The organism is Natronomonas halophila (genome assembly GCF_013391085.1).
GTDB classification, from domain to species: Archaea; Halobacteriota; Halobacteria; order Halobacteriales; family Haloarculaceae; genus Natronomonas; species Natronomonas halophila.
Map to the genome: position 1 here is coordinate 308362 of NZ_CP058334.1, position 21504 is coordinate 329865.

Below are 21504 nucleotides of genomic sequence, written 5' to 3' on the forward strand. Positions count from 1 at the left end.
CCTTAGAACTGTTTGAGGTTCTGGAGGTCGTGTTCGGTGCGAGCGAACTCCGAGAGGGGGCGACTCGCGTGACAGTTCGGGCAGTTGAACGTCCGGGCTGGGTCGGGAAGGTCGCTTGGAGAATCCTGCCAGTTCTTACCACATTCGGGACACAACAGTCGGACGTACGTTTCCATACCGGGGCATCGTCGGGGAGGTATGAAAACCTTTGTCACGCATTACCTTTCCGAGTCGGTGCTGTCGCTCGTGGTTCGAACGACTCGATAGAAGGGACCGCGCTCACGTCGGCAGTTATTATAAAAACGAAGCCGCAAACTCACATCCCGAACCGGACGAGTCGTCGCCTTACGCGGTGGCGACTTCGGCCGCCTCGAGGAGTTCCTTGTAGCGGTTCCGAATGGTGACCTCGGAGATGTCAGCGACCTCGCTGACCTCGCTTTGGGTCACCTTGTCGTTGCAGAGCAGCGCGGCGGCGTAGACGGCCGCGGCGGCAAGGCCGACGGGCGATTTGCCCGACAGCATGCCGGATTCGCGGGCCGCCTCGATGAGTTCGCGAGCGCGGCGTTCGACTTCGTCCTCGAGGTCGAGGTCGGAGACGAACCGCGGGACGTAGCTTTCGGGGTCGGCGGGCTTGACCTCGAGGTTGAGCTCCCGGATGATGTAGCGGTACGTCCGGGTGAGCTCCATCTTGTCGACGCGGGAGACGCGTTCGACCTCGTCGAGGCTACGGGGAACGCCGGCCTGTCGGGCGGCGGCGTACAGCGACGCCGTCGAGACGCCCTCGATGGAGCGGCCCGGCAGGAGGTCGTCCTGCAGCGCGCGGCGGTAGATGACGGAGGCGGTCTCGCGGACGTTGTCCGGGAGGCCAAGCGCCGATGCCATCCGGTCGATTTCGCCCAGCGCCTGCTTGAGGTTGCGCTCCTTGGAGTCGCGCGTCCGGAAGCGCTCGTTCCAGGTGCGGAGGCGCTGCATCTTCTGACGCTGGCTCGAGGACAGGGAGTTCCCGTAGGCGTCCTTGTCCTGCCAGCCGATATTGGTCGACAGGCCCTTGTCGTGCATCATGTTCGTCGTGGGTGCGCCGACGCGGGACTTCTCGTCCTTCTCGGAGCTGTCGAAGGCACGCCATTCCGGACCGCGGTCGATGTTGTCCTCTTCGACGACGAGGCCACACTCACTACAGACGGTCTCGCCGTGCTCGGTGTCCGCTTCGAGGCGGGAACCACACTCGGGACAGGTCAGTTCGGACTCGTCGGCTTCTTCGGACTCTGCCTGCTGGGTACTCTCGGTTCGATTCTCGTCCGTGTAGGTTCGGATACTTGTGTCGCTCATGATGGATGTGATGGAGTACGGTCGGCACCGGAGGAGGAAAACCCAAGAAATCCGGGACCGTTCTTCCTAACATACTGTTAGTTCGAAAGGTACTTAAACCTTTCGCCGGCTTTGGCAGTCAAACAGCCGTTAGAAGACGTCTGAAGGCATTACGTGTGTTAGCGAGTAACGCGTGATTTGGGTTACCACACCCCGATTAACATATAAGCCTTACTACGGACTCCTCTGCCGGTGGTTCGACCGTCAAAAGAAAAACCGCTGGTGGATGCCACGCCGCGTGGTTGTCGTTCAGTTCAGTCGGCGGACCGCGAAGACCGAGCCGATGATGGCCAGCAGCGCAACGACTGCGCCGAAGCCGGCACCGTCACCGTCGGACATGCCGTCGGCGTCGTTGCCGCCGCCCATCGTTTCGGTCCCTTCATTCATACTTTCGACCGTCAGCGAGGCGTCGTCGACGACCGCGCTCCCGTCTGCGGTGTAGGGGCCGTCGCTTTCGCCTTCACTGGAGACGAAGTCGTATTCCTCGTTGCCGTTCGTATCGAGGTGGGGCATGGCGACTGCCGTGCCGTCCTCCTCGTAGGAACTGTCCAGCGACACCTCGATGTCGGAGTGCTGGCCGGCTTCGAGGTACTCGCTCGTGCCACGGACGCTGTCGAAGACCGCGCCGTCAAGCACGGAGCCGTCGTGGATGGTGACGAACCCGCCGTGGGACAGCGACGCGCTGTCGACCGTCACGGTGCTGCCGTCGGTGGTCTGGTCGCTGATGGAGACCTCCGCGGTCTGGACTGCCGAAACGTTCGCCGCGGCGACCACGGCGCCGCCACCGGCGACGTACGGCGCGTCCTCGGCGGCCTCACTGGAGACGAAGTCGTACTGCTGGTTGCCGTTCGTGTCCTGATGCGGCATCGCCACGAAGGTGTCCTCGCCGCCGGGCACCTCGTCGATCTCGACTTCGACGTTCTGGTGCGTGCCGGGGGCGAGGTACTCGCTCGTGCCACGGACGCTGTCGAAGACGTCACCGTCGAGGACTGTCGAGTCGTGAATCGTCACGAAGCCACCGTTGTGGAGCGTGACGTTGTCGACCGTGACAGTGTTCTCGACGTTCTCCTGGCTGGAGAAGGACACCTGCGCGAGCACGCTCATGCGAGCGGTGTCGACGACTGCGCCGCCAGCGTAGGTGTAGGGACCGTCGTCGGCGCCCTCACTGGTGACGAAGTCGTACTGCTCGTTGTCGTTCGTATCCTGGTGGGCCATCGGAACCACCGTCTGGGACGTCTTCAGCGGTTCGTCGAGCTGAATCGTGACGTTGTGGTGGTGGCCTGCTTCGAGGTACTGGCTCGTGCCACGGACGCTACCGAGGGTTTCGCCGGCGAAGAGCGAGGAGTCGTGAATCGTCACGAAGCCGCTCTCCGCGAGGTCGACGGTGTCGACGACGACCGTGTTACCGTTCACACGCGCGTTGTCCATGCTCACTTCCGCGGAGATGGTCGCGTTGGCCGTGTCGACGACCGCGTCATCGTCGTCGGTCGTGTACGGGCCGTCGTTTTCGCCTTCGCTGTCAGCGAAGTCGTATTCCTGATTGTCGTTCGTGTCGCGGTGGGCCATCGGGACGAGGGTGTCGTCCTCTTCGAGCGGTTCGTCGAGGTGGATGCCCACGTTCCGGTGGAGACCCGGTTCGAGGTATTCGGAAGAGCCACGGATGCTACCGAAGACCTCGCCGTCGAGGACTGTCGAGTCGTGAACCGTCACGAAGCCACCCTCAGCGACGAACACCTCGTCGACGGTAACGTAGTGGCCGGAAGTCGCGGTGTCGTTCATCGTGACCGTGGTCTCGTCGGTCGGCGTCACGGCCGCGGTGTCGAGGACGGCTTCATCCTGGTCGTTGACGAAGGGGCCGTCCTCACCGCCCTCGGATTCCGCGAAGTCGTACTGCTGGTTGTCGTTCGTATCCTGGTGGGCCATCGGAATGAGGGTGTCCTCGTTCTGGAGTTCGTCGTCCAGTTGGACCCGAACGTTCTCGTGGACGCCGGCTTCGAGGTACTGGCTCGTGCCACGAATGCTGTCGAAGGTTGCGCTATCGAGCAGCGAGGAGTCGTGAATCGTCACGAAGCCGTCCTCGGAGAGCTCGACGCGGTCGACGACGACGGAGGAGCCGTCGGTCGGCTGGTCGCCCATCTGGACCGTCGCGCTGACGGTCACGTTGGCGGTGTTGACGACCGCCTCACCGTCGGCGGTGTAGGGGCCGTCGGCTTCCCCGCTGCTGGAGACGAACGAGTAAATCCGGTCACCGTCCGTATCACGGTGCGGCATGGCGACGAGGGTGTCGTCCTCGGCAAGCGGCTCGTCGAGGGTCACGGTGACGTTCTCGTGGGTGCCCGGCTCCAAGTAGTCGGAGGAGCCACGCACGCTCGTGAAGACGGCTTCGCCGCCGTCGAGGACGGTCGAATCGTGGATGGTGACGAACCCGCCGTCGGGTACCGTCACTTCGTCGACGACGACCGTCGTGCCGCCGGAGGTCTGTTGGGAAATCGTTGCGTCTGCGGACTGACTCTGGGCGCCGACCGTTCCGGCGAACCCGAAGGCCACGCCGCTCGTGACCAGCAGGAACGCCATTAGGACAGCACCTATGCTACGATGCATGGGTATACCTTCTCAAACATATAAAAAGGCGTTTGCCGAACTAAGGCCCAAATTCATCCCAGAGGAATACAGAATCGACAGAAGAGACTCCATTCCGTCCGGTTCGTGTTCGCATCGCTACGGGAAGGTTTCGCTGAAATGATGTTATAAAACAGTTACCGGGCGACGGCGGGGGTTCGGTAGGCCGTGTCTACCGACGTGATGGAACCGTTCGGATGGGAAGGGCGGTCAGTCCCAGGTGACCCACGTCAGGAAGGCCAGCCCGATGAACTGGAGCACGCGGAGCAACGCGAGGGCGGTCTGGGCGATGGGCGGGACCATCTGGTCGTTGTGAATCCAGGCGTTCAGTCCCGGATGGAGGATGAAGAAGTAGACCATCATCAGGTTCTCCCCGAGGAGGAAGAAGCTGAACATGACCAGCCCCAGCGTGTGTTTCGAGCGGATTTGCCACCAGTTGCGGCCCCAGACGTAGAGGAGCCCGGCAAGTAGGACGGTATTCAGGACGGCGAAGACCTGCACGATACGTACGAGCACTATACATCACCTTCCAATCTGACGTACATATACACTTTCCCAAATTCACCCATATTAGGTCACCTTCTCCAAGATTTCCTCGACGGTGTCCCAGTGGACCCGCGTCGATTCGCTCGGCAAGTAGACCTTCCCGTAGTCGTCGCCGCTGTCGGTGACGACGTTGTTGTCTTCGAGCACCTCGAGATGGTGTCTGACCGTCTTGTAATCGAGTTCGAGGTCCTCAGCCAGTTGATTGGCGTTTCGCGGCCGCTCGTCCAGCGCCCGCAGGATGCGGGCGCGGTTCGCCCCACCCCGAGTTCCGGAGAGCACATACCAGAGGGCCGCCTCCATTACCAACGCACACACAGGCATCCGACGTAAAAGAGGGGGATTCCGGCGGGTCTAGACAGTAAAAAGGTGTCCCTCAGTTGGCACCTCAAAGATGCCCATTCGCGCACCCGCGTCCATCCACCCATGCCCGTACGAGAACGACGCCAGCGCGTTCACGAGGTCGTCCTCCTCGCGGAAGTGCCGGCCGTCTTCGAGATACGACCGGGCCATCTCCTCGTATTCCAGCGCGGCGTCGTGCAGCGGCGTTCCTTCCTGCGGGGCGATTTCGGCGGCGTCCAGCGCCTCCGCCAGCAGTCGCTCGTAGCGGTCCGTTTTCTCTTCGAGGTCGGCGGCCATAGCGAGGGTATCGACCGCCTACTAAAAGAGTACCAGCATCGGTTTTCGAGTAAGGAGATTCCTAAACGGTCGAACAGAGGGGCGGGTAAAACAGACGTTAGCATCCGCGAGCGAACGGAGTGAGCGAGCGGTTCGCGGCGCCGAGCGAAGCGAGGCGCCGTAGCGCGCCAGACCGGCGGAGCGTGCAAAAAGTGGCTAGTTCCCAGCTGCCGACCGCGCGCCGCAGGCCTCACACCGGAGCAGTTCGGCGCCGTTTTCCTTCTCGATACGCGTGTCCGGAAGGCCACACTCCGGGCAGATGACGTAGCCGTCGACGTATTCGTCCATGGCCTCCTGAACCCGGTTGCGACGGAACTCGCCGGTCAGGCGGAGCCGCCCCCGTTCGTCGATGGTCGCGGAGGTCCCGAGTTCGTTCTGGAGGTATTTCATCACGTGGTCCTCGGTGCGGTCCAGCGTGTCGATAGTGGACTGGAAGTTCTCGTAGACAGTGACGTTGCCCTCCTGTCGGACGTCCGGGTCGGGAAGGTCGAAGCGGCTTGCGGCCTCCTCGATATCGGGCGTCTCCTCGATGGCGCGGTCGAGTTGCTCTTCGTAGTCCATGACTACTCTTTTCCCCTCCTCGGGGAAAAATTTTCCCAGAAATCGACAGCCCTTGCCGGAAATCCGAAACCGTTGGTAACGATACGCACGGAGCGTCTATCGGGGATATGTGTTAACCTGTGTCAGGATAGTTCTATATGTCCCGAGTCGCTACGCGCATATGACCATGAAAAAGCAGGAGCTCATTCATCTCCACGGCCTGCTTGCAGAGGTATGCAACCACTACGAGCAGGTAGCCGATTGTGAAGTCGAACACCAGAAATACACCGAACTCGGCGTTCGACCGACATCGATCCACAAATCAAAAACCGACCACAAGGCAGCTGTTTTCGCGCTCGCTGACGGACTCACTGAAGAGATGAGCTCGGAAGCCGAGACGCCGGTCTCCGCAACGGCCGACTAACCTCGCCGATAGCGCGGCGGTTCTCTCAGAACGCAACACCCGACAGCGGCGCTACTCGTCGATCAGTTCCTCGAACTCCGGGAGGACTTCGTCGTCGTCCTCGCCGTCGGAGTCCGTCTCCGACGTTTCGGCGGCCTCCGCTTCCTCCTCGTCCTCTTCGAGGACCTCGATTTCCAGAACCTCCAGCGGGATGTTCTTGAGGCGTTTGCCGATCTCCTTGCGGGCGATTCGGGCGGCGTGTTCGTCGCGCTCGACGTTGAAGACGGTCATCTCCAACTCCAGTGCGACCAACCCCTCGTCGGCCGCGATGAACGCGGGTTCGAGTTCGTCCGCACAATGCGGACAGTCACGGCTCCCCATGCTGATCTCGACGTAGTTAAGGTCGGGATTCAGCATCTCCCCCGTCTTCGAAATCGCGATTCGCACCGCCTCGTCGGCCGTTGATACGTCGTACACCGGTACCGCGGCTTCGACGACGACTCGGCAGTCCATGTTAGTCATTAACGTCCGAACCGACATGAAGGTTCGGCCGCACGCGATTTGGGACTCACGACCACTCATCGGCGGGACTCGAAAGGCCGAAACCACCCGACACCTACGGGTAGGTATGGAAACGGGGACGATTCCGATAGCGGACCTCGACGGCGGCCTCGATTTGCAGTCGACCGTCGAGAGCGGCCAGTCGTATCTGTGGCGCCGCGAGGACGACCGGATGTACGAAACCGACGCGGCCCACGGCGGCGACGCGTGGTATTACACCGTGCTTCCGGCGACCGAAACCGGGACGAACGAACCCGAAGTCGTCCGCGCGCGCCAGACCGACGGCCGTCTCGACTGGGAAGCGTCCACGCCCAATGCACCTGCCCACCTCGAACACCTGCTCCGACTCGACGACGACCTCGATGCAATCATCGACACGACGCCGGAAGACCCGCTCATCGACCGCGCCTACGAGCAGTACGGCGGGCTCCGTCTCGTCCGGGACCCGCCGTTCGGCTGTCTCATCTCCTTCATCTGCTCAGCACAGATGCGCGTTTCCCGGATTTACGGGATGGTGACGACGCTGGCCGAGGAGTACGGCGATTCGGTCGCCTTCGACGGCGAGGAGTACCACGCCTTCCCGACGCCCGAACAACTCGCTGAAGCGACCGAAAGCGAACTGCGGGACCTCTCTCTGGGCTACCGTGCGCCCTACGTCCAGCGGACCGCCGAGATGGTCGCCAGCGGCGAGGCGACGCCGGAGGAAGCACAGGGACTGGCCTACGAGGACGCCCGCGAATCGCTGACCCGCTTCGTCGGCGTCGGCGACAAGGTGGCCGACTGCCTCCTCCTGTTTTCGCTCGGCTATCTGGAGGCCGTCCCGCTGGATACTTGGATTCGGACCGCCATCGAGGACTACTACCCGGACTGCGAACGCGGTTCCTACACAGACACGTCTCGCGCTATCCGCGAGCAGTTCGGCGGCGATTACGCCGGCTATGCTCAGACGTACGTGTTCCATTACCTCCGCAACGGCGGCGAGTAATCCGGCGTCACCCCCCACGCGGACCTGACGTTTTTGAAGAATCCCGCACCATGCACGCCCATGAGCGACCGAACCCGCGCGCACGTCTTCGTCTCCGGGACGGTACAGGGCGTTTACTACCGAGCGACCACTCGCGATACGGCCCGCGAGCGTGGCGTCGACGGCTGGGTCAAGAACCTCGAGGACGGCCGCGTCGAAGCCGTCTTCGAGGGCGACGAGGACGCCGTCGAGGGGATGGTCGAGTGGTGTCACACGGGCAGTCCGCAGGCCCGCGTCGATGACGTCGAGGTCGAATACGAACCGCCGGAGGGCCTCGATGGCTTCGAAATACGGTACTGACACGCCGGAAAAATTACCCCCTGACCGCACGAAGCCTCACGTATGATAACGAGCGAGGAGATGGCTGTCGTCGACGCGAACGCCGAGGCCCTCGGCGTGCCTCGCAAGCAGTTGATGGAGTCGTCGGGCAACGCCGTCGCTCGCGTCGTTCGCGAGCACGCCGCTCCGGGAGATTCCGTGACGCTGGTCTGTGGCCGCGGGAACAACGGCGGCGACGCCTTCGTCACCGCGCGGTTCCTCTCGGAGTTCGACGTTACCGTGCTCCTGCTCGGCCGACCTGAGACAATCCGGACCGACATCGCGCGCGAGAACTGGGACGCCCTGCAGGAAGCCGAAATCGACGCCCGAACGGTGACTGATTCGGCCGGTTTCGACCTCGACGCTCCGGACGTCGTCGTCGACGCGATGCTCGGAACGGGCGTCACCGGCGCGCTCCGTGAACCCGAGGCGACCGCCGCGCAGGCCATCAACGCAACCGAGGCGACGGTCGTCTCCGTCGACGTCCCCTCCGGGGTCGACGCCGATACCGGCGAGGCGCCGGGTCCGGCCGTCGAGGCCGACCACGTCGTCACGTTCCACGACGAAAAGCCGGGACTCGCGGACCTCGATGCGGACCTGACCGTCGCCGATATCGGCATTCCCGAAGCGGCCGAACTGTTCGTCGAACGGGGCGACCTCCAGCGACTCTCGCGGGACCCGACCGGACACAAGGGCGATTTCGGCTCCGTCCTCGTTGTCGGGGGCGGCCCCTACACCGGTGCACCGGCGCTGTCCGCACAGGCCGCGCTCCGGGCGGGCGCGGACCTCGCCTACGTCGCCTGTCCCGAACCCGTCGCCCGCGAGGTACAGGGCTACAGCGAGAACCTCATCGTCGAAACGCTCCCCGGCGACTACCTCGCGCCGCCGCACGTCGAGAAGTTGCTGCAGTCGGCCGAGGACGCCGACTGTGTCGTCTTCGGTCCGGGCCTCGGCGACCAGGACGTGACGCTGGAGGCCGTCGCGGACTTCCTCGAGGAGTTCTCGGGCACCGCAGTGGTCGACGCCGACGCCCTGCAGGTCGTACCCTCTGTCGAGACCGACGCGACGCTCGTCTGTACGCCCCATCAGGGCGAGTTGCGGAAGATGGGCGGCGAGACCGACGACGACTGGCGCGAGCGTGCGGACCTCGTAGCAGACTTCGCCGACGAACTCGGCCACACGCTGCTGGTCAAGGGTGCTTACGACGTCATCTCGGACGGCGAGACGACCCGCATTAATCGGACGGGCAACCCCGGGATGACCGTCGGCGGTACCGGCGACGTTCTCGCAGGCGCGACGGGCGCGCTCGCTTGCGTGCTCGACCCCGACGATGCGGCCCCCCTCGCCGCCTACGCCAACGGCCGGGCCGGCGATATCGTCGTCGACGAGCAGGGCTACGGTCTCACGGCGACGGACCTCTTCGAAGCCCTCCCGCGGGCGCTGTGGCCCGACGAGTGAGGGGCCTCCAGTCCGCTTCGACCCCGGTAGTTTTTCGCGCCGTGACTCTCACGTTCGGGTATGAGCGACGAGTCCGACCTCACGCACGTGACCGACGAGGGCGACGCCCAGATGGTCGACGTCGGCGACAAGCCCGACACGGCCCGGCGGGCGGTCGCCCGCGGGAAAATCAGTCTCGAATCGTCGACGGTCGACGCGATTCGGGACGACGGCATCGAGAAGGGCGACGTGCTCGCCGTCGCCCGCGTCGGGGCGATTCAGGCCGTCAAACACACCTGGGAGACGGTTCCGATGTGCCACCAGATTCCGATTACGAACGTCGACACCGATTTCGAACTCGGCGAGGACCACGTGTCGCTGACCGTCGCCGTCGAGACGACGGGTAAGACCGGCTGTGAGATGGAGGCCCTCGAAGGCGTTACGACCGGCCTCAACACGGTCTGGGATATGGTCAAAGCCGCCGAGAAGGACGACGCGGGGCAGTATCCCGGAACGCGCATCTCCGATGTCGAAGTCGTTACGAAGGAAAAACGGCGGCTGGACGGGGAGTGACGGGTGGGAAGTACCGGCCGGTTAGAATAAATCCCGAAGCAAGCGTTATTCCGCCGTCGCGGGAACGAGGTCGCCCGCCTTCGCCCGGGCCTGTTCGACGATAGCGGGCCGAGCCTCGAAGTCGACGACGACCTGTTCGCCGTAGTCGACGTCTTCGACGTGGGCGTGGTCGTGGAGCCACGAGACGAGGCTCATCGTATCGTCGGCCATCGGGATGACGAGGCGTTCGTGGAGCCAGTCGGGGAGTTCGGCGTCGATGCGGGCCCGTAGTTCCGCGATGTTCTCACCGTCCTTCGCGCTGACGGCGACCGGGTCGGGCGCCAGCGCGTTCAGCGCGTCCTTCTTCCGTTCGAGTTCCTCGTCGTCGATTCTGTCTATCTTGTTGAGGACCGTTACGATGGGCGCCTCGTTGCGCTCATAGAGGGTGTCGTGGGAGGTCACCAGTTTCTCGCGAATCTCCTCGACGGAGTCGGAGACGTCGACCACGAGCAGGACGAGGTCGGCCCGATAGACCTCCGAGAGCGTCGATTTGAACGATTCGACGAGCCAGTGCGGGAGGTCCGAGATGAAGCCGACGGTGTCGGTGACCAGCACGTCGCGGCGGTCGAACTCCGCGCGTCGAGTAGTGGTTCCGAGCGTCGTGAACAGCCGATTTTCGGATTCGGCGGTCGCATCGAGGTCCGGGTGGAGACCCTCGTTTTCGTCGATATCGAGGTCCTCGGAGAGTCGGCGCAGTAGCGTCGATTTGCCGGCGTTGGTGTAGCCCGCCAGCGCGACGAGGTCGAAGCCGGATTCCCGACGCTGTTCGCGGCGGTGTTCCTCGGTCTGCTCGATGCGTTCGAGTTCGTCCTTGATACGGCTTATCTGGGCCTTGATGTCCTGTTCGCGGGACTCGTCGTACTCACCGAGGCCCATGAAGCCCGGTCGCTCGTCCCGTTTCGCGAGGGAGGCTTTCGCCTCAGCGCGCGGGAGTTCGTACCGCAGTTCCGCGAGTTCGACCTGTAGTTGCGCCTTCTTGGTCTGGGCGCGCTGGCCGAAGATATCGAGGATGAGTTTGAAGCGGTCCAGCACCTCGACGCCCTCGGGGAGTTCGGTCCCGAGGTTGTACATCTGGTAGGGGCCGATGCGGTTGTCGAAAATCACCGTCGTCGCGTCGCTGTCGGCAACGACGGTGGCCAACTCCGCGACCTTCCCCTCCCCCATGTGGAGTGCGGGGTCCTCCTTTCGGGTCTGGGTCACCTCGCCGACGACGGTGTAGCCGGCCGCGCGAGCGAGGTCACGTACCTCTTCCGTATCGGGGTCTCCGTCGTCGACGCGCTTGGCGACGACGGCCTTTCCGTTAGTCCCTGTCACTTACTATAGGATAGATGGCCACGGTATTTAAGCACCCGGACACCGTGTGATTCGTTGACAGTCGTGGCTATCGAGTCGAGATTTCGTCTTCGTCTTTGACAACCCGCGTTTCCGCCTCGCCGCTGGTCTCCTCGTTGACGAGGTCGTAGAACTCGTTTTGGAGGCCGGCCGGGAACTCCATGACACCGACCCACGACCCGTCTGATTGCCATTCCTCGCTTTTGAGGTCGCCGAACTGCCGGATTTGCGCCTGTGCGCTGCCGGCGTAGTCGGCGGGCACCTGTACCGCCATCACCACCTCGTCGAAGCGGATGGGGATGACCGGCCGCAGGTCGTCCAGCGCCTCGTCGACCTGCTGTTCGACGGGTTCCATCGGGTCAACCTGGAAGCCCGCCTCTTCGAGGGCCCGTTCGATGCGTTCGGGCGGGTGTGGCGCGTCGTCCATCTGCGGGTTCACCGCGTTGCGCGCGATTTTGTTGACGAGCTGTTTGTGCTTCTGCTCCTGCATCTCGCGGCGCTGTTCGGCCGTAATCTGGATTTCCCCCTGCTTGATGACCTCGGGGATGATTTCGAGGGGGTCGGTCGTCCCGAAGACCTCTTCGAGGGCGTCCTCCGGCGGGCGGTCACCCGAGGAGGCGTCCTCGAAGACGTCCTCTGCGGCGATGACGTCCTCCAGGTCGCCGTCGAACTCGCCGCGTTTGATGGCCAGCGCCGCGTCGGGGTCGACGAGCACCTCGAACCGCTGTCCGTGGGATTCGAGACGGGCGGTGACCGCCTCGTCAAGGGATATCATACGTCTCGCTACGGGCGGGCGGGGCTAAAAGGTGTTTACAAAAAGGCGGGTCGAAAACAGCGGCGGCGCGCTCAGGTCTGCTGGCCGATGAGGACGTTTTGGTCCTCGCTGCCGACCGTCGAGGATTCGCTGCCGACTTCCTTGTTCTCGCCGGCATCGGGGTCGACTGCCACGGCCTCTGCGGGTCCGAAGGTGTACGGGCCGGACGCACCGGGGGATGCCGGGGCCTCGACGAAGTAGGTGAACGTCTCCGTGTCGTCGCCCGAAACGTCGCTCGAATCGACGGTCTCGTCGCTGACGTTCCCCGCATTGTCTTTGCGCACGAGTTGGATGCGAGTACGGCCGTCCTCCGTCTCCCCGTCGACGACTGCGTCGCTGTACTCGGTCTGCAGGGACCACTCCGACGGAATCACGTCGTAGAGTTCCGCCTCGTCCGTGAGGTCGTCGTTGAAACTCTCGAGGGTCACGTTGACCTCGTTGGTCTGCCCACCGAGGAAGACCGACCCATCGTCGCTTCGGGTCCCGGTCGCCGTGAAGTCGACGACCGGGTCATCGAACCGTGCGGCCGGCGAGAAGCCGACGTTGAAGTCGAAGTTCGCTTGCACGTCGTAGCCGTTGACGACGCCGGGGATGTTGACGATTTTCGCGACGACGTAGAAGGTTCGTTCGGTGGGTTCGTCCCGGGAGCCACGCGGGACGCTGACCGAGACGGAGGCCGACCCCTGTTCGCCCTGGTCGCTGGCGACGATGTTCGGTTCACCGTTCTGGCTTGGGTTCTCGGCGTCGTAGACGAACAGGTCGAGGTGCGGACTGCCCTTCGCCATTCCGTCGTTGCCGCCGCTGTAGTCGTCGAACTCGATTGAAGCCGTGAAATCCCCGCCCGGAACGGTCACGTAGCCGGCGACCGCGCGGGAGTCCTCGGGGATGTACGTCCCGACGGATTCGCGGTACTCTTCGTCGTAGTCGCTGTCGCCCAGTTCCGGGAACACGTCATCGCCGAAGAGGTTCCGGGAGACGGCGTCGACGGCGGCGTCGGGGTTCGCACGTCCGAAACCCTCGTAGGGGTCGCGGCCGCCGTGGGTGTAAACCGGCGCGTGCGGTGGCGACTTCGCGGCGTGGTAGGGAGCGGCCGTAAAGGCCGTCTCGGAGGCCGTCGCGAGGATGACCTGCTTGAGGCGGTAGGTCCAGTCGAGCGCATCGCCCTTGTCCATGTTCGCCAGTTCCTCCGGCGTCGGCAGTTGGATGGAGTCGGGCGCTTCCTCCTCCATCGCCTGCGCGACGAGTCCGGAAACGCCACAGACGTACGGCGAGGCCATCGACGTGCCGCCGAGGGACGCGTAGTCACGCGGCGGGTCGTTGGCGTCGAAGGATTCGTCGGGACTCGCAGCGCTGACGGACCGGACGAGTTCGTAATAGGAGGGAACCGGGTACGGCGTTCCGGCCACGCCCGTTCCGAGCAGGACCAGGAAGTCGTCGATGTCGCCGCCAGGGGCCGTCACGTCGGGCTTGCGGTCGACGTCGTTTTCGTCCTCGTCGATTGTGCCGACGCCACCCGCGGAGTACGGCGTCAGTCCGTCGAACGGGCCGGTCGCGGCGACCGAAATCGGCTCGTCCATGCCCGCAGGGACGCTGTTGCCGTTGGCGGGCGTCATGAAGTTACCGGCGGCGGCGACTGGCAGGATGCCGGCCTGTGCGATGTCCTTCAGCGACGCCGGCGTCTCATCGAGGGTGCCGCCGAAGGCACCGAGCGGGAGCCCGTAGGCGTAGCCCCACGACATGTTGACCGCGCGGATGTTGAACGTCTTCGCGAACTCCTCGGCGTGGTTGCCGAGGTCGACTGTCGGGCCGCTCAGACCCTGCAAGCCGACAAGCGACATATCCGGCGCGAGTCCGGGATGGACCGTCTGTGGGCCGCCCTCGGCGCGGGCACCCTCGGTGACTTCGGCCGGCGGGATGTAGGAGCCGTAGGCGATTTCCTTGAGTCGGCCGGTGGTCGGGTTACCGTTCTGGGCCTGCTGGGCCGCGGGCGCCGCCGCGTTCGTCTCCATCGGACGGACCCGAACGGTGTAGGTCGCCGTTCCCGAATCGTGAACCGCGGGTTCGTCCGCGATAATGCTATCCAGTCGGAGCGGCGACTCGTGGACTATCTCGTCGTCGAGAACGATTTCGACCTTGACGTTCTCGCCGAGGGCCGACACGAACACCGACGACGTCGCGTGGACGTCAACCTCGTATTCGATGAAGTCGCCAGGCAGAAGGATGGCCTGTGGCTTGTCGACCTCCGTGTTATCGTAGTCGATGGCCGACCCACGGCCCGTCCCGGTCATGATGCCCGCACAGTGGGAGCCGTGGCCGTTGGGGTCACGCGGCCTGTCGAAGTTGCCGTAGCGGCCGCCGGCGTCGTACCAGCCGACGGTCTTCGGCATCGGTTCGTCGCTGTCGTCGTCGAGGAACGCGAAGGGGTCGTCGGCCGGCTTCAGTTCACCGGAAACCTCGAACAGCGAGAGGGTAACCCGGAAGTCACAGTTCGTGTTCGTGTACTGCTCGGCGACGAACCGGTATGTCGCCTCGGGGTCGATTTCGACGCCCGAGAGCGTCTCGGGCATCCCCGCCGTCGCCGCTCGGGCGACTTCCGACCACGAACCGTCCGGCCCCTGAATATCCAGCCGGAGTTCGAGGTCGTTCGTGTTGTCCTGATAGGGACTCCAGTGGAGTTCGGCGGCGAGCTGGACGGGGTCGCCGCTTTCGGACAGTTGCTCGGTCACCACGGTGCTCGGCACGAACGGTTCGGTCGTCACTTCCGATCCCTCGACGAAGGTTCCGGGACCGGCAGTTCCCGTTCGGAACTCCTCGATTTGGTCGCCAATCTGAGTGATATCACGGTCGCTCGCTTCGGGGTCGATGAGGCGAAGCCCGTCGTCCTCGATGAGAGCAGTAACCCCGTTGAACGGCCCGAGTTCGGGGTGGCGGGCGCTGATACCGGAGTCTGTCAGCGCCAGCGTCCGGTCGGGGCGGCCACGGAACCCGCGGTCCCAGACCTTCTGGGCTTCGACAGTCCGCCAGTTGAGCAGGCGACTGTCCAGTTCGAAGTCCTCGGCGGCCGCCGAACCGGCCGCGCCGAGTCCGAGGGCGCTGGCTCCGGCCATCGCCCCGGAGGCTTTCATGAACGTTCGCCTCGAAAACGCGTTTTCGTCGTCTTCCATCGGGTTCTTAGACATACGTAGCTACCCGAGAGGTCGAACTACCCCGAATAAGGGATTCTGACAAAACCGTCCAAAGGATACGACCCCGACGAACGGGTCGGGTTGGCAACTATGCAGTCCCGTCACCGGTCGCTATCCCGTTTGGAGAATCGAGAAAACGGCGAGTCGGGTTATTCCTCGTCTTCGTCGGCCAGCAGACCGTGTTCGGTGAGATGACTCTCAATCTCCTCGTCGGAGAGTTCGACGAAGTTCTCGTCGTCGACGGAGATGGTTGCCAGACCGATGCCCTCCGGGCGGAGTTCGTTGTCGTTGACCGACGCGAGCGCCTCCAGCGCGAGGCCGACGCCCTCATCGAGCGTGAGTTCCTCGTTGTAATGTTCTTCGAGGTAATCCTCGATTTCGCCGCGGTCGGCGCCGACAGCGAGCGCCTGCCACTCGTAGGGGGTCCCCGAGGGGTCCGTCTCGTAGAGGCGGGGTTCGCCGTTCTCGATGCCGCCGATGATGAGCGCGACACCGAAGGGGCGGGCGCCGCCGACCTGCGTGTACTGCTGGATGTGGTCGGTGACGGCCTTCGTCAGCGTCTCGACGCCGATGGGTTCGCCGTACCGGAGTTCGTTGACCTGTGCCTGACGGCGCGCGAAGTCGATGAGTTGGCGGGCGTCGGCCACGTGGCCGGCGCTGGCGATGCCGATGTGGTCGTCGGCCTTGTGGATTTTCTCGACGCTGGTGCGTTCCATCAGCGGCGAGCGGATGCGTTTGTCCACGGCCAGCACGACGCCGTCCTCGGTGCGAACACCGATAGACGCCGTCCCTCGCTTGACCGCCTCGCGCGCGTACTCGACCTGGTACAGACGTCCGTCCGGGGAGAAGATGGTAATCCCCCGGTCGTAGGCCTGCTGCTGCGATTGTCCCTGCATTGTTAGGTATCCTGAATATCGAATGCTGTCGCGCCCACGCGGCCGCCGGCCATTTCGACGTCGACCCGGTCGCCCCGGATGACGGCCTGCCGGTCGGAACCCGCGAACGCGACGGTTCTCTCTTCGATTTCTTCCCGCGGGCGTCCTATATACTTTTCCTCACAGGCACGTACCGTCCCGCTAACGCCCCGAACGAAAACGCCCAACGGCTGGCCGTCGAGTTCCGAAATCGTCGCGAGAACGGCCCGCAGGCGCTCGGTCTCGCCACGGCGGGCCCGGATGACCGCCTCACCCTCACCGTCCTCGAAACGGAAGTGGAGGACGCTCCCGTCGAGGTCGGCACTCCCGGCATCGCCGATGAGGTTCTGGGCCGCGAACCACAGTTCCCGCTGGAAGGACCGACGGTCGATATCGGCATCGGGCCAGGATTCGAGGCCGACAGCCAGATACCGCCACCGCGGCCGGAGGTGTTTCGGGAGATGCTTCACGCCGCCGAGTTCGGAAGCGAGCGGCAAAGAGCCAGCGGTTCAGGGGCGTGGCCGTCCGCAACTATTTTGTTAGGAGATTTACGTTTAAACTTTTAACCATGGTAAACAATGGATACGGTATGTCCACGAAGCGAGGGCGAAAGGAGGGGCTACAGCCACTACTCGGTGCGGCTGTCATCGTCCTCGTGAGCCTCGTCGTTGCGTCGGTGCCGGTTTACGACATGTGGACCGACGTTCTCGACGGGAAGTCCCTCCTTAGCACGACGTTCGAGAACTTCCCCCTTCTGGGGCTGTCGACAGCCATCCTTGCCGGCGGGGTCCAACTGTATCTGTCGGGATGGGGTCCGGAGTACGTCCACACCATCGTCGCGTGGATGCTGTCGAGCGCTGCCTTCGTCACCGTGCTTTTCGTCTTCATCATCGCTATCCAGCAGTACCTGCAGGACGAACTCCGACCGCTCATCATCGCTGCCGACGCCGTCGTGGTCGCGGCGCTCGGCGGCCTCCTCATCGGCGTCAGAACCGCCGAACGGGAACGGGCCGAGGGGAACCGCTTCGACGCCCTCTTCGATAACGTCCCGAACCCCGTCGTCGAAACCGAGTTCGAGGACGGGACGGCCATCGCCCGGCGTATCAACCCGGCGTTTACCGACGTGTTCGGCTTCGGGCAGTCGGAAATCGTCGGTGAACCGCTCGAAGAGTACATCGTCCCGCCGAACGGCGATATCAACCCCGTCGAGAAGACCGGCGACGACCGGGACTCCCCCGTCGACGTACTGGACCAGGAGACCATCGAACTCGAAACGATACACGGTCGCCGGGAGTTCATCCGACTGACCGTGCCCGGCGAGGCCGACGGTGCCAACGGCTACGGCATCTACATCGACGTGACCTCCCAGAAGCAGCGACAGGAACGACTCGCCGTCCTCGCACGTATCCTCCGACACGACATCCGGAACCGCGTCAGCGTCATCCTCGGATATACCCAGTATCTCGCCGACCAGGTCAGCGGGTCGGACGCGGAGAAACTCGAACGCATCGACGAGGCCGCCTCGGAACTCGCGAGCATCAGCGAACGGACGCGAATCGCCGAGGACTTGGCCGTCGAATCGACCGACCAGCGCACGATACGCCTCCGGCCGACCGTCGAGGAAGCCATCGAAGAACTCCCCGACATCGATGCCGACCCGCGAATCCGCGTAGACGTCCCCGAAGGGGCCTGTGTCAGGGCCACGACCGACCTCGGGACGGCAATCACCGAAATCGTCGAGAACGCCATCGTCCACAACGACGCGTCGACGCCCGAAATCGATGTCACGGCCGAACGAACCTACGACGGCGAGTATTACGAACTCCGCATCGATGACGACGGCCCCGGAATCGACCCCAGCCTCTACGAAGTCGTCCTCGGCGAGCGGGAGCGCTCGAAGGTCGACCACTCGAACGGACTGGGTATCTGGCTGGCCTACTGGGTCTGTCGGGCCAGCGGCGGCGAACTCGAATTCGAATCGGACGACGGTGGCACCGCCGTCATCCTCCGGATACCGGCGACAGACTGCGCCGACGACGCCGTCGTCTCCCACCCACACAGCAGTCGCCGCCCCGACGAGTAGGCCGCCTCAGCCGTCGTCGTCCGTCTCGATGCGAACCCCGGGTTCGATGTAGGCGTCGGACTGTCGGCGTCGGTTGCGTTCCACGATATCGCCCCACGCGTTCAGCCCGATTTCGATGGCCTCCCGGTCGAAGCCGACGGTTTCGCCGACGGCGAGCAACTCCCGCGGGCCGCGCAACTGGAGGTGGCTATAGGGGTCGGCGGTCACGACGTAGGGGACGTCGTACTGGTCGACGAGTTCCCGGAGTTTGCGGAGCCCCTGAATCGCCTGCACGCGCGGGCCGCCGTCGGCGCGGAACACCCGGCCGAAGTTGAACTCCATGTGGACGCCGTTCTCGGCGGCGGCCTTCGCCAACACGTGATTCACGTCGCCGTCGCGCATCGGATGGGCGAGGACGTCCACCTTCGGTTGTTCGACGGCGAAGCGATTGAGCGACCCGCCGTGGACACAGATGACGTCCCGCTTCGAGCGATAATTCCCGATGAGGCCGCTGGCCTGGCCGGCCTCGTCGGTTCGGATTTCGATGCCAGCGGCCACGTCGATGTCGTACTCTTCGCCGATAGCCGCGGCGTCGTATTCGGTCTGGGCGTCGCCGTGATTGCGAACGACTACCCCGTCGTAACCGTACTCGGCGGCTGTCTTGGCCAGCCGAGCGACGGTGGCTTCGCCGTCGGGGTGTGCGTGGACGCCCTCGTACATGGCCGTGAATCGGTGCGGCCCGCTCTTTTGTGTTGTGTCTCGCCACGAGTCACGGGCGTCGCTGCCGCGGGGTCAGAGGACGTCCGACCACAACTCGCGGTCGGGATAGCGGTCCCCGCGGTCGGCAAGCGGGAAGACGACCACGTCGTCGGCATCGAAAGCCCCGCGTCGGTCGAGGCGGTCGATAAGCGCCGCACACCCGCCGCTGGATGGGCCGACGAGGAACTCGCCGTCGACGCGCAGGTGGTCGCGGACGGCGTCCTCGGACCACTGCCCCGCATCCCGAATCGGAATCTCGTCGGCGTGTCGCTCCCGGAGCAGGCGGGCGAATTCGTGAGCCTCCGGCGTGTCGACGACGTGGTTGTCGTCGACGACGGCGGGGTCGTAGTTCGCCGGGACGAACTTCTCGGGGACGTGCATGGCCTTGAGCCCCGCGATGTCGTGGGCGCTGTCGGCCGGTTCGTAGCCGTGGACCGAGACGCCGCGGTCGGAGAGGGCCGTCCCGACGCCGACGACGGTGCCGGCCGACCCCATGCCGCCGACGAAGGCCGTCACCTCACCATCCGTCTGGCGGTGAATTTCGACGGCCGTCGTGGCCGCGTGAACGGCCGGATTCGCCGGGTCCGAATACTGGTCGAGCTTGTGGTATCGGTCGGGAAACTCGGCAGCGAGGCGGTCCCGCTTCTCGACGAAGGCATCGTAGCCGCGGTCGCTTGATACCGTCCGCACCTCGGCGCCGGCGTCCCGAACCGCGTCCAGTTTTCCCCGACCAGCGTCGTCGGGTGCGACGATTTCGACGTCGTAGCCCCGTTCGGTGCCGATACGAGCGACTGCGGCCCCGGTGTTGCCGCTGGAAGCCTCCAGAACCGTCGGATTACCGTCGAGGTCGCCACGGGCTTCGGCGGCATCGAGCATCGCCTTGGCGATGCGGGCCTTGACCGACCCGCCGCCGTGGGGCATCGACCCGAGATTGAACCACTCGGCCTTTCCGTAGACGGTCGGCGCGACGCCGAGGTCCAGTTCCACGAGCGGCGTCCCGCCGATTTCCGCGAGGTCCATACCCGACGAATCGCGGCGGGCAGCCAAAAGCCTGGGGCAGCCCCGACACGTCGTCCGAACGGCGGACGGACAACCTGAAGCGACCGGCCGGCCAAACGCCCGATATGACCGATACGGACGTAATCGTTGTCGGCGGGGGCGCGACGGGCGTCGGAATCGTCCGCGACCTCGCCATGCGCGGCCTCGACGTGACGCTCTTCGAACGCGGCGGCCTCGGGTCCGGAACCACCGGCCGCTCACACGGCCTCCTGCACAGCGGCGCCCGCTATGCGACTGCCGACCCCGAAGGCGCGGCCCACTGTATTCAGGAGAACCGCATCCTCCGTGACATCGGCGGCGCCGCCATCGAGGAAACCGGCGGCCTGTTCGTCCAACTGGACGAGGACGACCCCGACCATTTCGAGGCCCGAATCGAAGCCTGCCGCGAGTTGGATATCCCCGCCACGGAACTGTCGGCGAGCGAAGCGCGTGACCGAGTGCCCGAACTCACGGTGGACCTCCAGCGCGCCTTCGAGGTGCCGGATGGCGCCATCTACCCCTCGCGACTCGTCGCGGCAACGGCCGAAAGCGCCCGGCAGCACGGCGCTACGCTCCGGACGAACACGCCGATAGAGGACATCCGTATCGAGAACGGCCGTGTCGTCGGCGTCGAAGCCGACGGCGAGTTCGTCGCCGCGGACCACGTCGTCAACGCCGCGGGCGCATGGGCCGGCGAGATAGCCGCGATGGCAGGCCTCGACATCGAGATGGCACCGACGAAGGGCGTCATGGTCGCGGTCGACCGACCGACCGTCACCCCCGTTATCAATCGCTGTCGGCCGCCCACGGACGGCGATATCGCCGTCCCCCACGAACACGGCGTCATCCTCGGGACGACGAGCACGCCAGTCGACGACTCAGACGCGGCGACCGAGGACGACGGCGACGCATCTAGCGAGGCCGTCGCGGCGATGCTCGAAGAGGGCGCCGCCATGCTACCGGCAGTCGCCGAGGCGGATATCAACCGCGTCTACTGGGGCGTTCGCCCGCTGTACGGCGGCGCCGACGGACACGGTCGGGATGCATCCCGTGGATTTCAGATATTCGTCGGCGCCGAGGATGGTCGGCCGGGCATGACGACGGTCACCGGAGGCAAACTCACGACCTACCGGCTGATGGCCGAAGCGGTCGCTGACACCGTCTGCGAAAGTCTCGGCATCGACGAACCGTGTCGAACTGCCGAGGAGTCGCTGCCGGCCGGCGACGCCGATACTCTCGACGCTCTCGTCGCGGAGTTCTGTACCAACCACCCGGCCGACGAGGACGTCGTTTGAAC

The 21504-nt window shown here is 64.6% G+C and carries 22 protein-coding genes; 7 read left to right on the forward strand and 15 right to left on the reverse strand.

What is annotated here, in order from left to right; all coding sequences use genetic code 11:
* Window positions 1-2 precede the first annotated feature (2 nt).
* The 7 genes from HWV23_RS01560 to HWV23_RS01590 form a co-directional block, all read right to left on the reverse strand.
* Window positions 3-176: a DUF7836 family putative zinc-binding protein gene (locus HWV23_RS01560; protein WP_178288715.1), complete on the reverse strand. Its 174-nt coding sequence runs from the start codon at window positions 174-176 to the stop codon at window positions 3-5.
* A gap of 169 nt (window positions 177-345) precedes the next feature.
* Window positions 346-1329 (reverse strand): transcription initiation factor IIB, encoded by a 984-nt coding sequence (locus HWV23_RS01565; RefSeq protein ID WP_178288716.1) that lies wholly within the window; start codon window positions 1327-1329, stop codon window positions 346-348.
* Between the two features lie 288 nt (window positions 1330-1617).
* The gene (locus HWV23_RS01570; protein WP_178288717.1) at window positions 1618-3969 is read right to left on the reverse strand and encodes a DUF7282 domain-containing protein; all 2352 of its coding nucleotides are present in this window, start codon (window positions 3967-3969) and stop codon (window positions 1618-1620) included.
* A 228-nt stretch (window positions 3970-4197) separates the two neighbouring features.
* Window positions 4198-4503 carry a DUF8036 family membrane protein gene (locus tag HWV23_RS01575; RefSeq protein WP_246282714.1) on the reverse strand — a complete coding sequence of 102 codons (306 nt, stop codon included), beginning with the start codon at window positions 4501-4503 and terminating at the stop codon, window positions 4198-4200.
* Between the two features lie 54 nt (window positions 4504-4557).
* Window positions 4558-4833, reverse strand: a complete 276-nt coding sequence (locus tag HWV23_RS01580) for an ArsR/SmtB family transcription factor (RefSeq protein ID WP_178288718.1) — start codon at window positions 4831-4833, stop codon at window positions 4558-4560.
* A gap of 51 nt (window positions 4834-4884) precedes the next feature.
* Window positions 4885-5169, reverse strand: a complete 285-nt coding sequence (locus HWV23_RS01585; RefSeq protein ID WP_178288719.1) for a DUF357 domain-containing protein — start codon at window positions 5167-5169, stop codon at window positions 4885-4887.
* A 195-nt stretch (window positions 5170-5364) separates the two neighbouring features.
* Window positions 5365-5769: a translation initiation factor IF-2 subunit beta gene (locus HWV23_RS01590; RefSeq protein WP_178288720.1), complete on the reverse strand. Its 405-nt coding sequence runs from the start codon at window positions 5767-5769 to the stop codon at window positions 5365-5367.
* A gap of 166 nt (window positions 5770-5935) precedes the next feature.
* Between HWV23_RS01590 and HWV23_RS01595 the strand changes: the two genes are divergently transcribed.
* On the forward strand, window positions 5936-6172 hold the full coding sequence (locus tag HWV23_RS01595; protein ID WP_178288721.1) for a UPF0058 family protein: 237 nt from the start codon (window positions 5936-5938) through the stop codon (window positions 6170-6172).
* Between the two features lie 51 nt (window positions 6173-6223).
* On the opposite strand, the gene HWV23_RS01600 is transcribed toward HWV23_RS01595, so the two are convergent.
* Window positions 6224-6664: a DUF555 domain-containing protein gene (locus HWV23_RS01600; RefSeq protein WP_178288722.1), complete on the reverse strand. Its 441-nt coding sequence runs from the start codon at window positions 6662-6664 to the stop codon at window positions 6224-6226.
* A 115-nt stretch (window positions 6665-6779) separates the two neighbouring features.
* Between HWV23_RS01600 and HWV23_RS01605 the strand changes: the two genes are divergently transcribed.
* Genes HWV23_RS01605 through moaC form a run of 4 tightly spaced genes read left to right on the forward strand, consistent with a single transcriptional unit; the run spans window position 6780 to window position 10064 of the window.
* Window positions 6780-7697 (forward strand): DNA-3-methyladenine glycosylase family protein, encoded by a 918-nt coding sequence (locus HWV23_RS01605; RefSeq protein ID WP_178288723.1) that lies wholly within the window; start codon window positions 6780-6782, stop codon window positions 7695-7697.
* A 60-nt stretch (window positions 7698-7757) separates the two neighbouring features.
* Window positions 7758-8036, forward strand: coding sequence for an acylphosphatase (locus tag HWV23_RS01610; RefSeq protein WP_178288724.1), 279 nt, complete (start codon window positions 7758-7760; stop codon window positions 8034-8036).
* 42 nt (window positions 8037-8078) lie between these two features.
* Window positions 8079-9512: an NAD(P)H-hydrate dehydratase gene (locus HWV23_RS01615; protein ID WP_178288725.1), complete on the forward strand. Its 1434-nt coding sequence runs from the start codon at window positions 8079-8081 to the stop codon at window positions 9510-9512.
* 60 nt (window positions 9513-9572) lie between these two features.
* Complete coding sequence (gene moaC / locus HWV23_RS01620; protein ID WP_178288726.1) at window positions 9573-10064, forward strand: cyclic pyranopterin monophosphate synthase MoaC; 492 nt, start codon at window positions 9573-9575, stop codon at window positions 10062-10064.
* 45 nt (window positions 10065-10109) lie between these two features.
* Here moaC and hflX read toward each other — a convergent pair whose 3' ends face one another.
* The 5 genes from hflX to HWV23_RS01645 all read right to left on the reverse strand — a co-directional run bounded on the left by hflX (window position 10110) and on the right by HWV23_RS01645 (window position 16818).
* Window positions 10110-11417, reverse strand: coding sequence for a GTPase HflX (hflX, locus tag HWV23_RS01625; RefSeq protein WP_178288727.1), 1308 nt, complete (start codon window positions 11415-11417; stop codon window positions 10110-10112).
* Window positions 11418-11484: 67 nt separating this feature from the next.
* Window positions 11485-12210 (reverse strand): ribosome assembly factor SBDS, encoded by a 726-nt coding sequence (locus HWV23_RS01630; protein WP_178288728.1) that lies wholly within the window; start codon window positions 12208-12210, stop codon window positions 11485-11487.
* Window positions 12211-12281: 71 nt separating this feature from the next.
* Window positions 12282-15428: a S8 family serine peptidase gene (locus HWV23_RS01635; protein WP_178288729.1), complete on the reverse strand. Its 3147-nt coding sequence runs from the start codon at window positions 15426-15428 to the stop codon at window positions 12282-12284.
* 155 nt (window positions 15429-15583) lie between these two features.
* Entirely contained in the window at window positions 15584-16330 is a 747-nt protein-coding gene (psmA, locus tag HWV23_RS01640) for an archaeal proteasome endopeptidase complex subunit alpha (protein ID WP_178288730.1), read from the reverse strand.
* Between the two features lie 2 nt (window positions 16331-16332).
* Window positions 16333-16818 carry an Rpp14/Pop5 family protein gene (locus HWV23_RS01645; protein WP_178288731.1) on the reverse strand — a complete coding sequence of 162 codons (486 nt, stop codon included), beginning with the start codon at window positions 16816-16818 and terminating at the stop codon, window positions 16333-16335.
* A gap of 119 nt (window positions 16819-16937) precedes the next feature.
* Between HWV23_RS01645 and HWV23_RS01650 the strand changes: the two genes are divergently transcribed.
* Window positions 16938-18431: a sensor histidine kinase gene (locus HWV23_RS01650; RefSeq protein ID WP_178288732.1), complete on the forward strand. Its 1494-nt coding sequence runs from the start codon at window positions 16938-16940 to the stop codon at window positions 18429-18431.
* Window positions 18432-18437: 6 nt separating this feature from the next.
* Here the strand turns inward: HWV23_RS01650 and HWV23_RS01655 are convergent, their stop codons facing one another.
* Both HWV23_RS01655 and HWV23_RS01660 read right to left on the reverse strand, forming a co-directional pair.
* A complete protein-coding gene (locus HWV23_RS01655) occupies window positions 18438-19130 on the reverse strand; it encodes an RNase P subunit p30 family protein (RefSeq protein ID WP_178288733.1) in 693 nt (230 codons plus the stop codon).
* 72 nt (window positions 19131-19202) lie between these two features.
* Window positions 19203-20189 (reverse strand): PLP-dependent cysteine synthase family protein, encoded by a 987-nt coding sequence (locus HWV23_RS01660; RefSeq protein ID WP_178288734.1) that lies wholly within the window; start codon window positions 20187-20189, stop codon window positions 19203-19205.
* Window positions 20190-20293: 104 nt separating this feature from the next.
* Here HWV23_RS01660 and HWV23_RS01665 point away from each other — a divergent pair, with 104 nt between their 5' ends.
* Window positions 20294-21502 (forward strand): FAD-dependent oxidoreductase, encoded by a 1209-nt coding sequence (locus tag HWV23_RS01665; protein WP_178288735.1) that lies wholly within the window; start codon window positions 20294-20296, stop codon window positions 21500-21502.
* The last annotated feature ends 2 nt before the right edge of the window (window positions 21503-21504 follow it).

Bases quoted from the DNA above. Each gene is read 5' to 3' on its own strand.
- HWV23_RS01560 (WP_178288715.1), bottom strand. From the start codon at position 176: ATGGAAACGTACGTCCGACTGTTGTGTCCCGAATGTGGTAAGAACTGG.
- HWV23_RS01565 (WP_178288716.1), bottom strand. From the start codon at position 1,329: ATGAGCGACACAAGTATCCGAACCTACACGGACGAGAATCGAACCGAG.
- HWV23_RS01570 (WP_178288717.1), bottom strand. From the start codon at position 3,969: ATGCATCGTAGCATAGGTGCTGTCCTAATGGCGTTCCTGCTGGTCACG.
- HWV23_RS01580 (WP_178288718.1), bottom strand. From the start codon at position 4,833: ATGGAGGCGGCCCTCTGGTATGTGCTCTCCGGAACTCGGGGTGGGGCG.
- HWV23_RS01585 (WP_178288719.1), bottom strand. From the start codon at position 5,169: ATGGCCGCCGACCTCGAAGAGAAAACGGACCGCTACGAGCGACTGCTG.
- HWV23_RS01590 (WP_178288720.1), bottom strand. From the start codon at position 5,769: ATGGACTACGAAGAGCAACTCGACCGCGCCATCGAGGAGACGCCCGAT.
- HWV23_RS01595 (WP_178288721.1), top strand. From the start codon at position 5,936: ATGAAAAAGCAGGAGCTCATTCATCTCCACGGCCTGCTTGCAGAGGTA.
- HWV23_RS01600 (WP_178288722.1), bottom strand. From the start codon at position 6,664: ATGGACTGCCGAGTCGTCGTCGAAGCCGCGGTACCGGTGTACGACGTA.
- HWV23_RS01605 (WP_178288723.1), top strand. From the start codon at position 6,780: ATGGAAACGGGGACGATTCCGATAGCGGACCTCGACGGCGGCCTCGAT.
- HWV23_RS01610 (WP_178288724.1), top strand. From the start codon at position 7,758: ATGAGCGACCGAACCCGCGCGCACGTCTTCGTCTCCGGGACGGTACAG.
- HWV23_RS01615 (WP_178288725.1), top strand. From the start codon at position 8,079: ATGATAACGAGCGAGGAGATGGCTGTCGTCGACGCGAACGCCGAGGCC.
- moaC (WP_178288726.1), top strand. From the start codon at position 9,573: ATGAGCGACGAGTCCGACCTCACGCACGTGACCGACGAGGGCGACGCC.
- HWV23_RS01630 (WP_178288728.1), bottom strand. From the start codon at position 12,210: ATGATATCCCTTGACGAGGCGGTCACCGCCCGTCTCGAATCCCACGGA.
- HWV23_RS01635 (WP_178288729.1), bottom strand. From the start codon at position 15,428: ATGTCTAAGAACCCGATGGAAGACGACGAAAACGCGTTTTCGAGGCGA.
- psmA (WP_178288730.1), bottom strand. From the start codon at position 16,330: ATGCAGGGACAATCGCAGCAGCAGGCCTACGACCGGGGGATTACCATC.
- HWV23_RS01650 (WP_178288732.1), top strand. From the start codon at position 16,938: ATGTCCACGAAGCGAGGGCGAAAGGAGGGGCTACAGCCACTACTCGGT.
- HWV23_RS01655 (WP_178288733.1), bottom strand. From the start codon at position 19,130: ATGTACGAGGGCGTCCACGCACACCCCGACGGCGAAGCCACCGTCGCT.
- HWV23_RS01660 (WP_178288734.1), bottom strand. From the start codon at position 20,189: ATGGACCTCGCGGAAATCGGCGGGACGCCGCTCGTGGAACTGGACCTC.
- HWV23_RS01665 (WP_178288735.1), top strand. From the start codon at position 20,294: ATGACCGATACGGACGTAATCGTTGTCGGCGGGGGCGCGACGGGCGTC.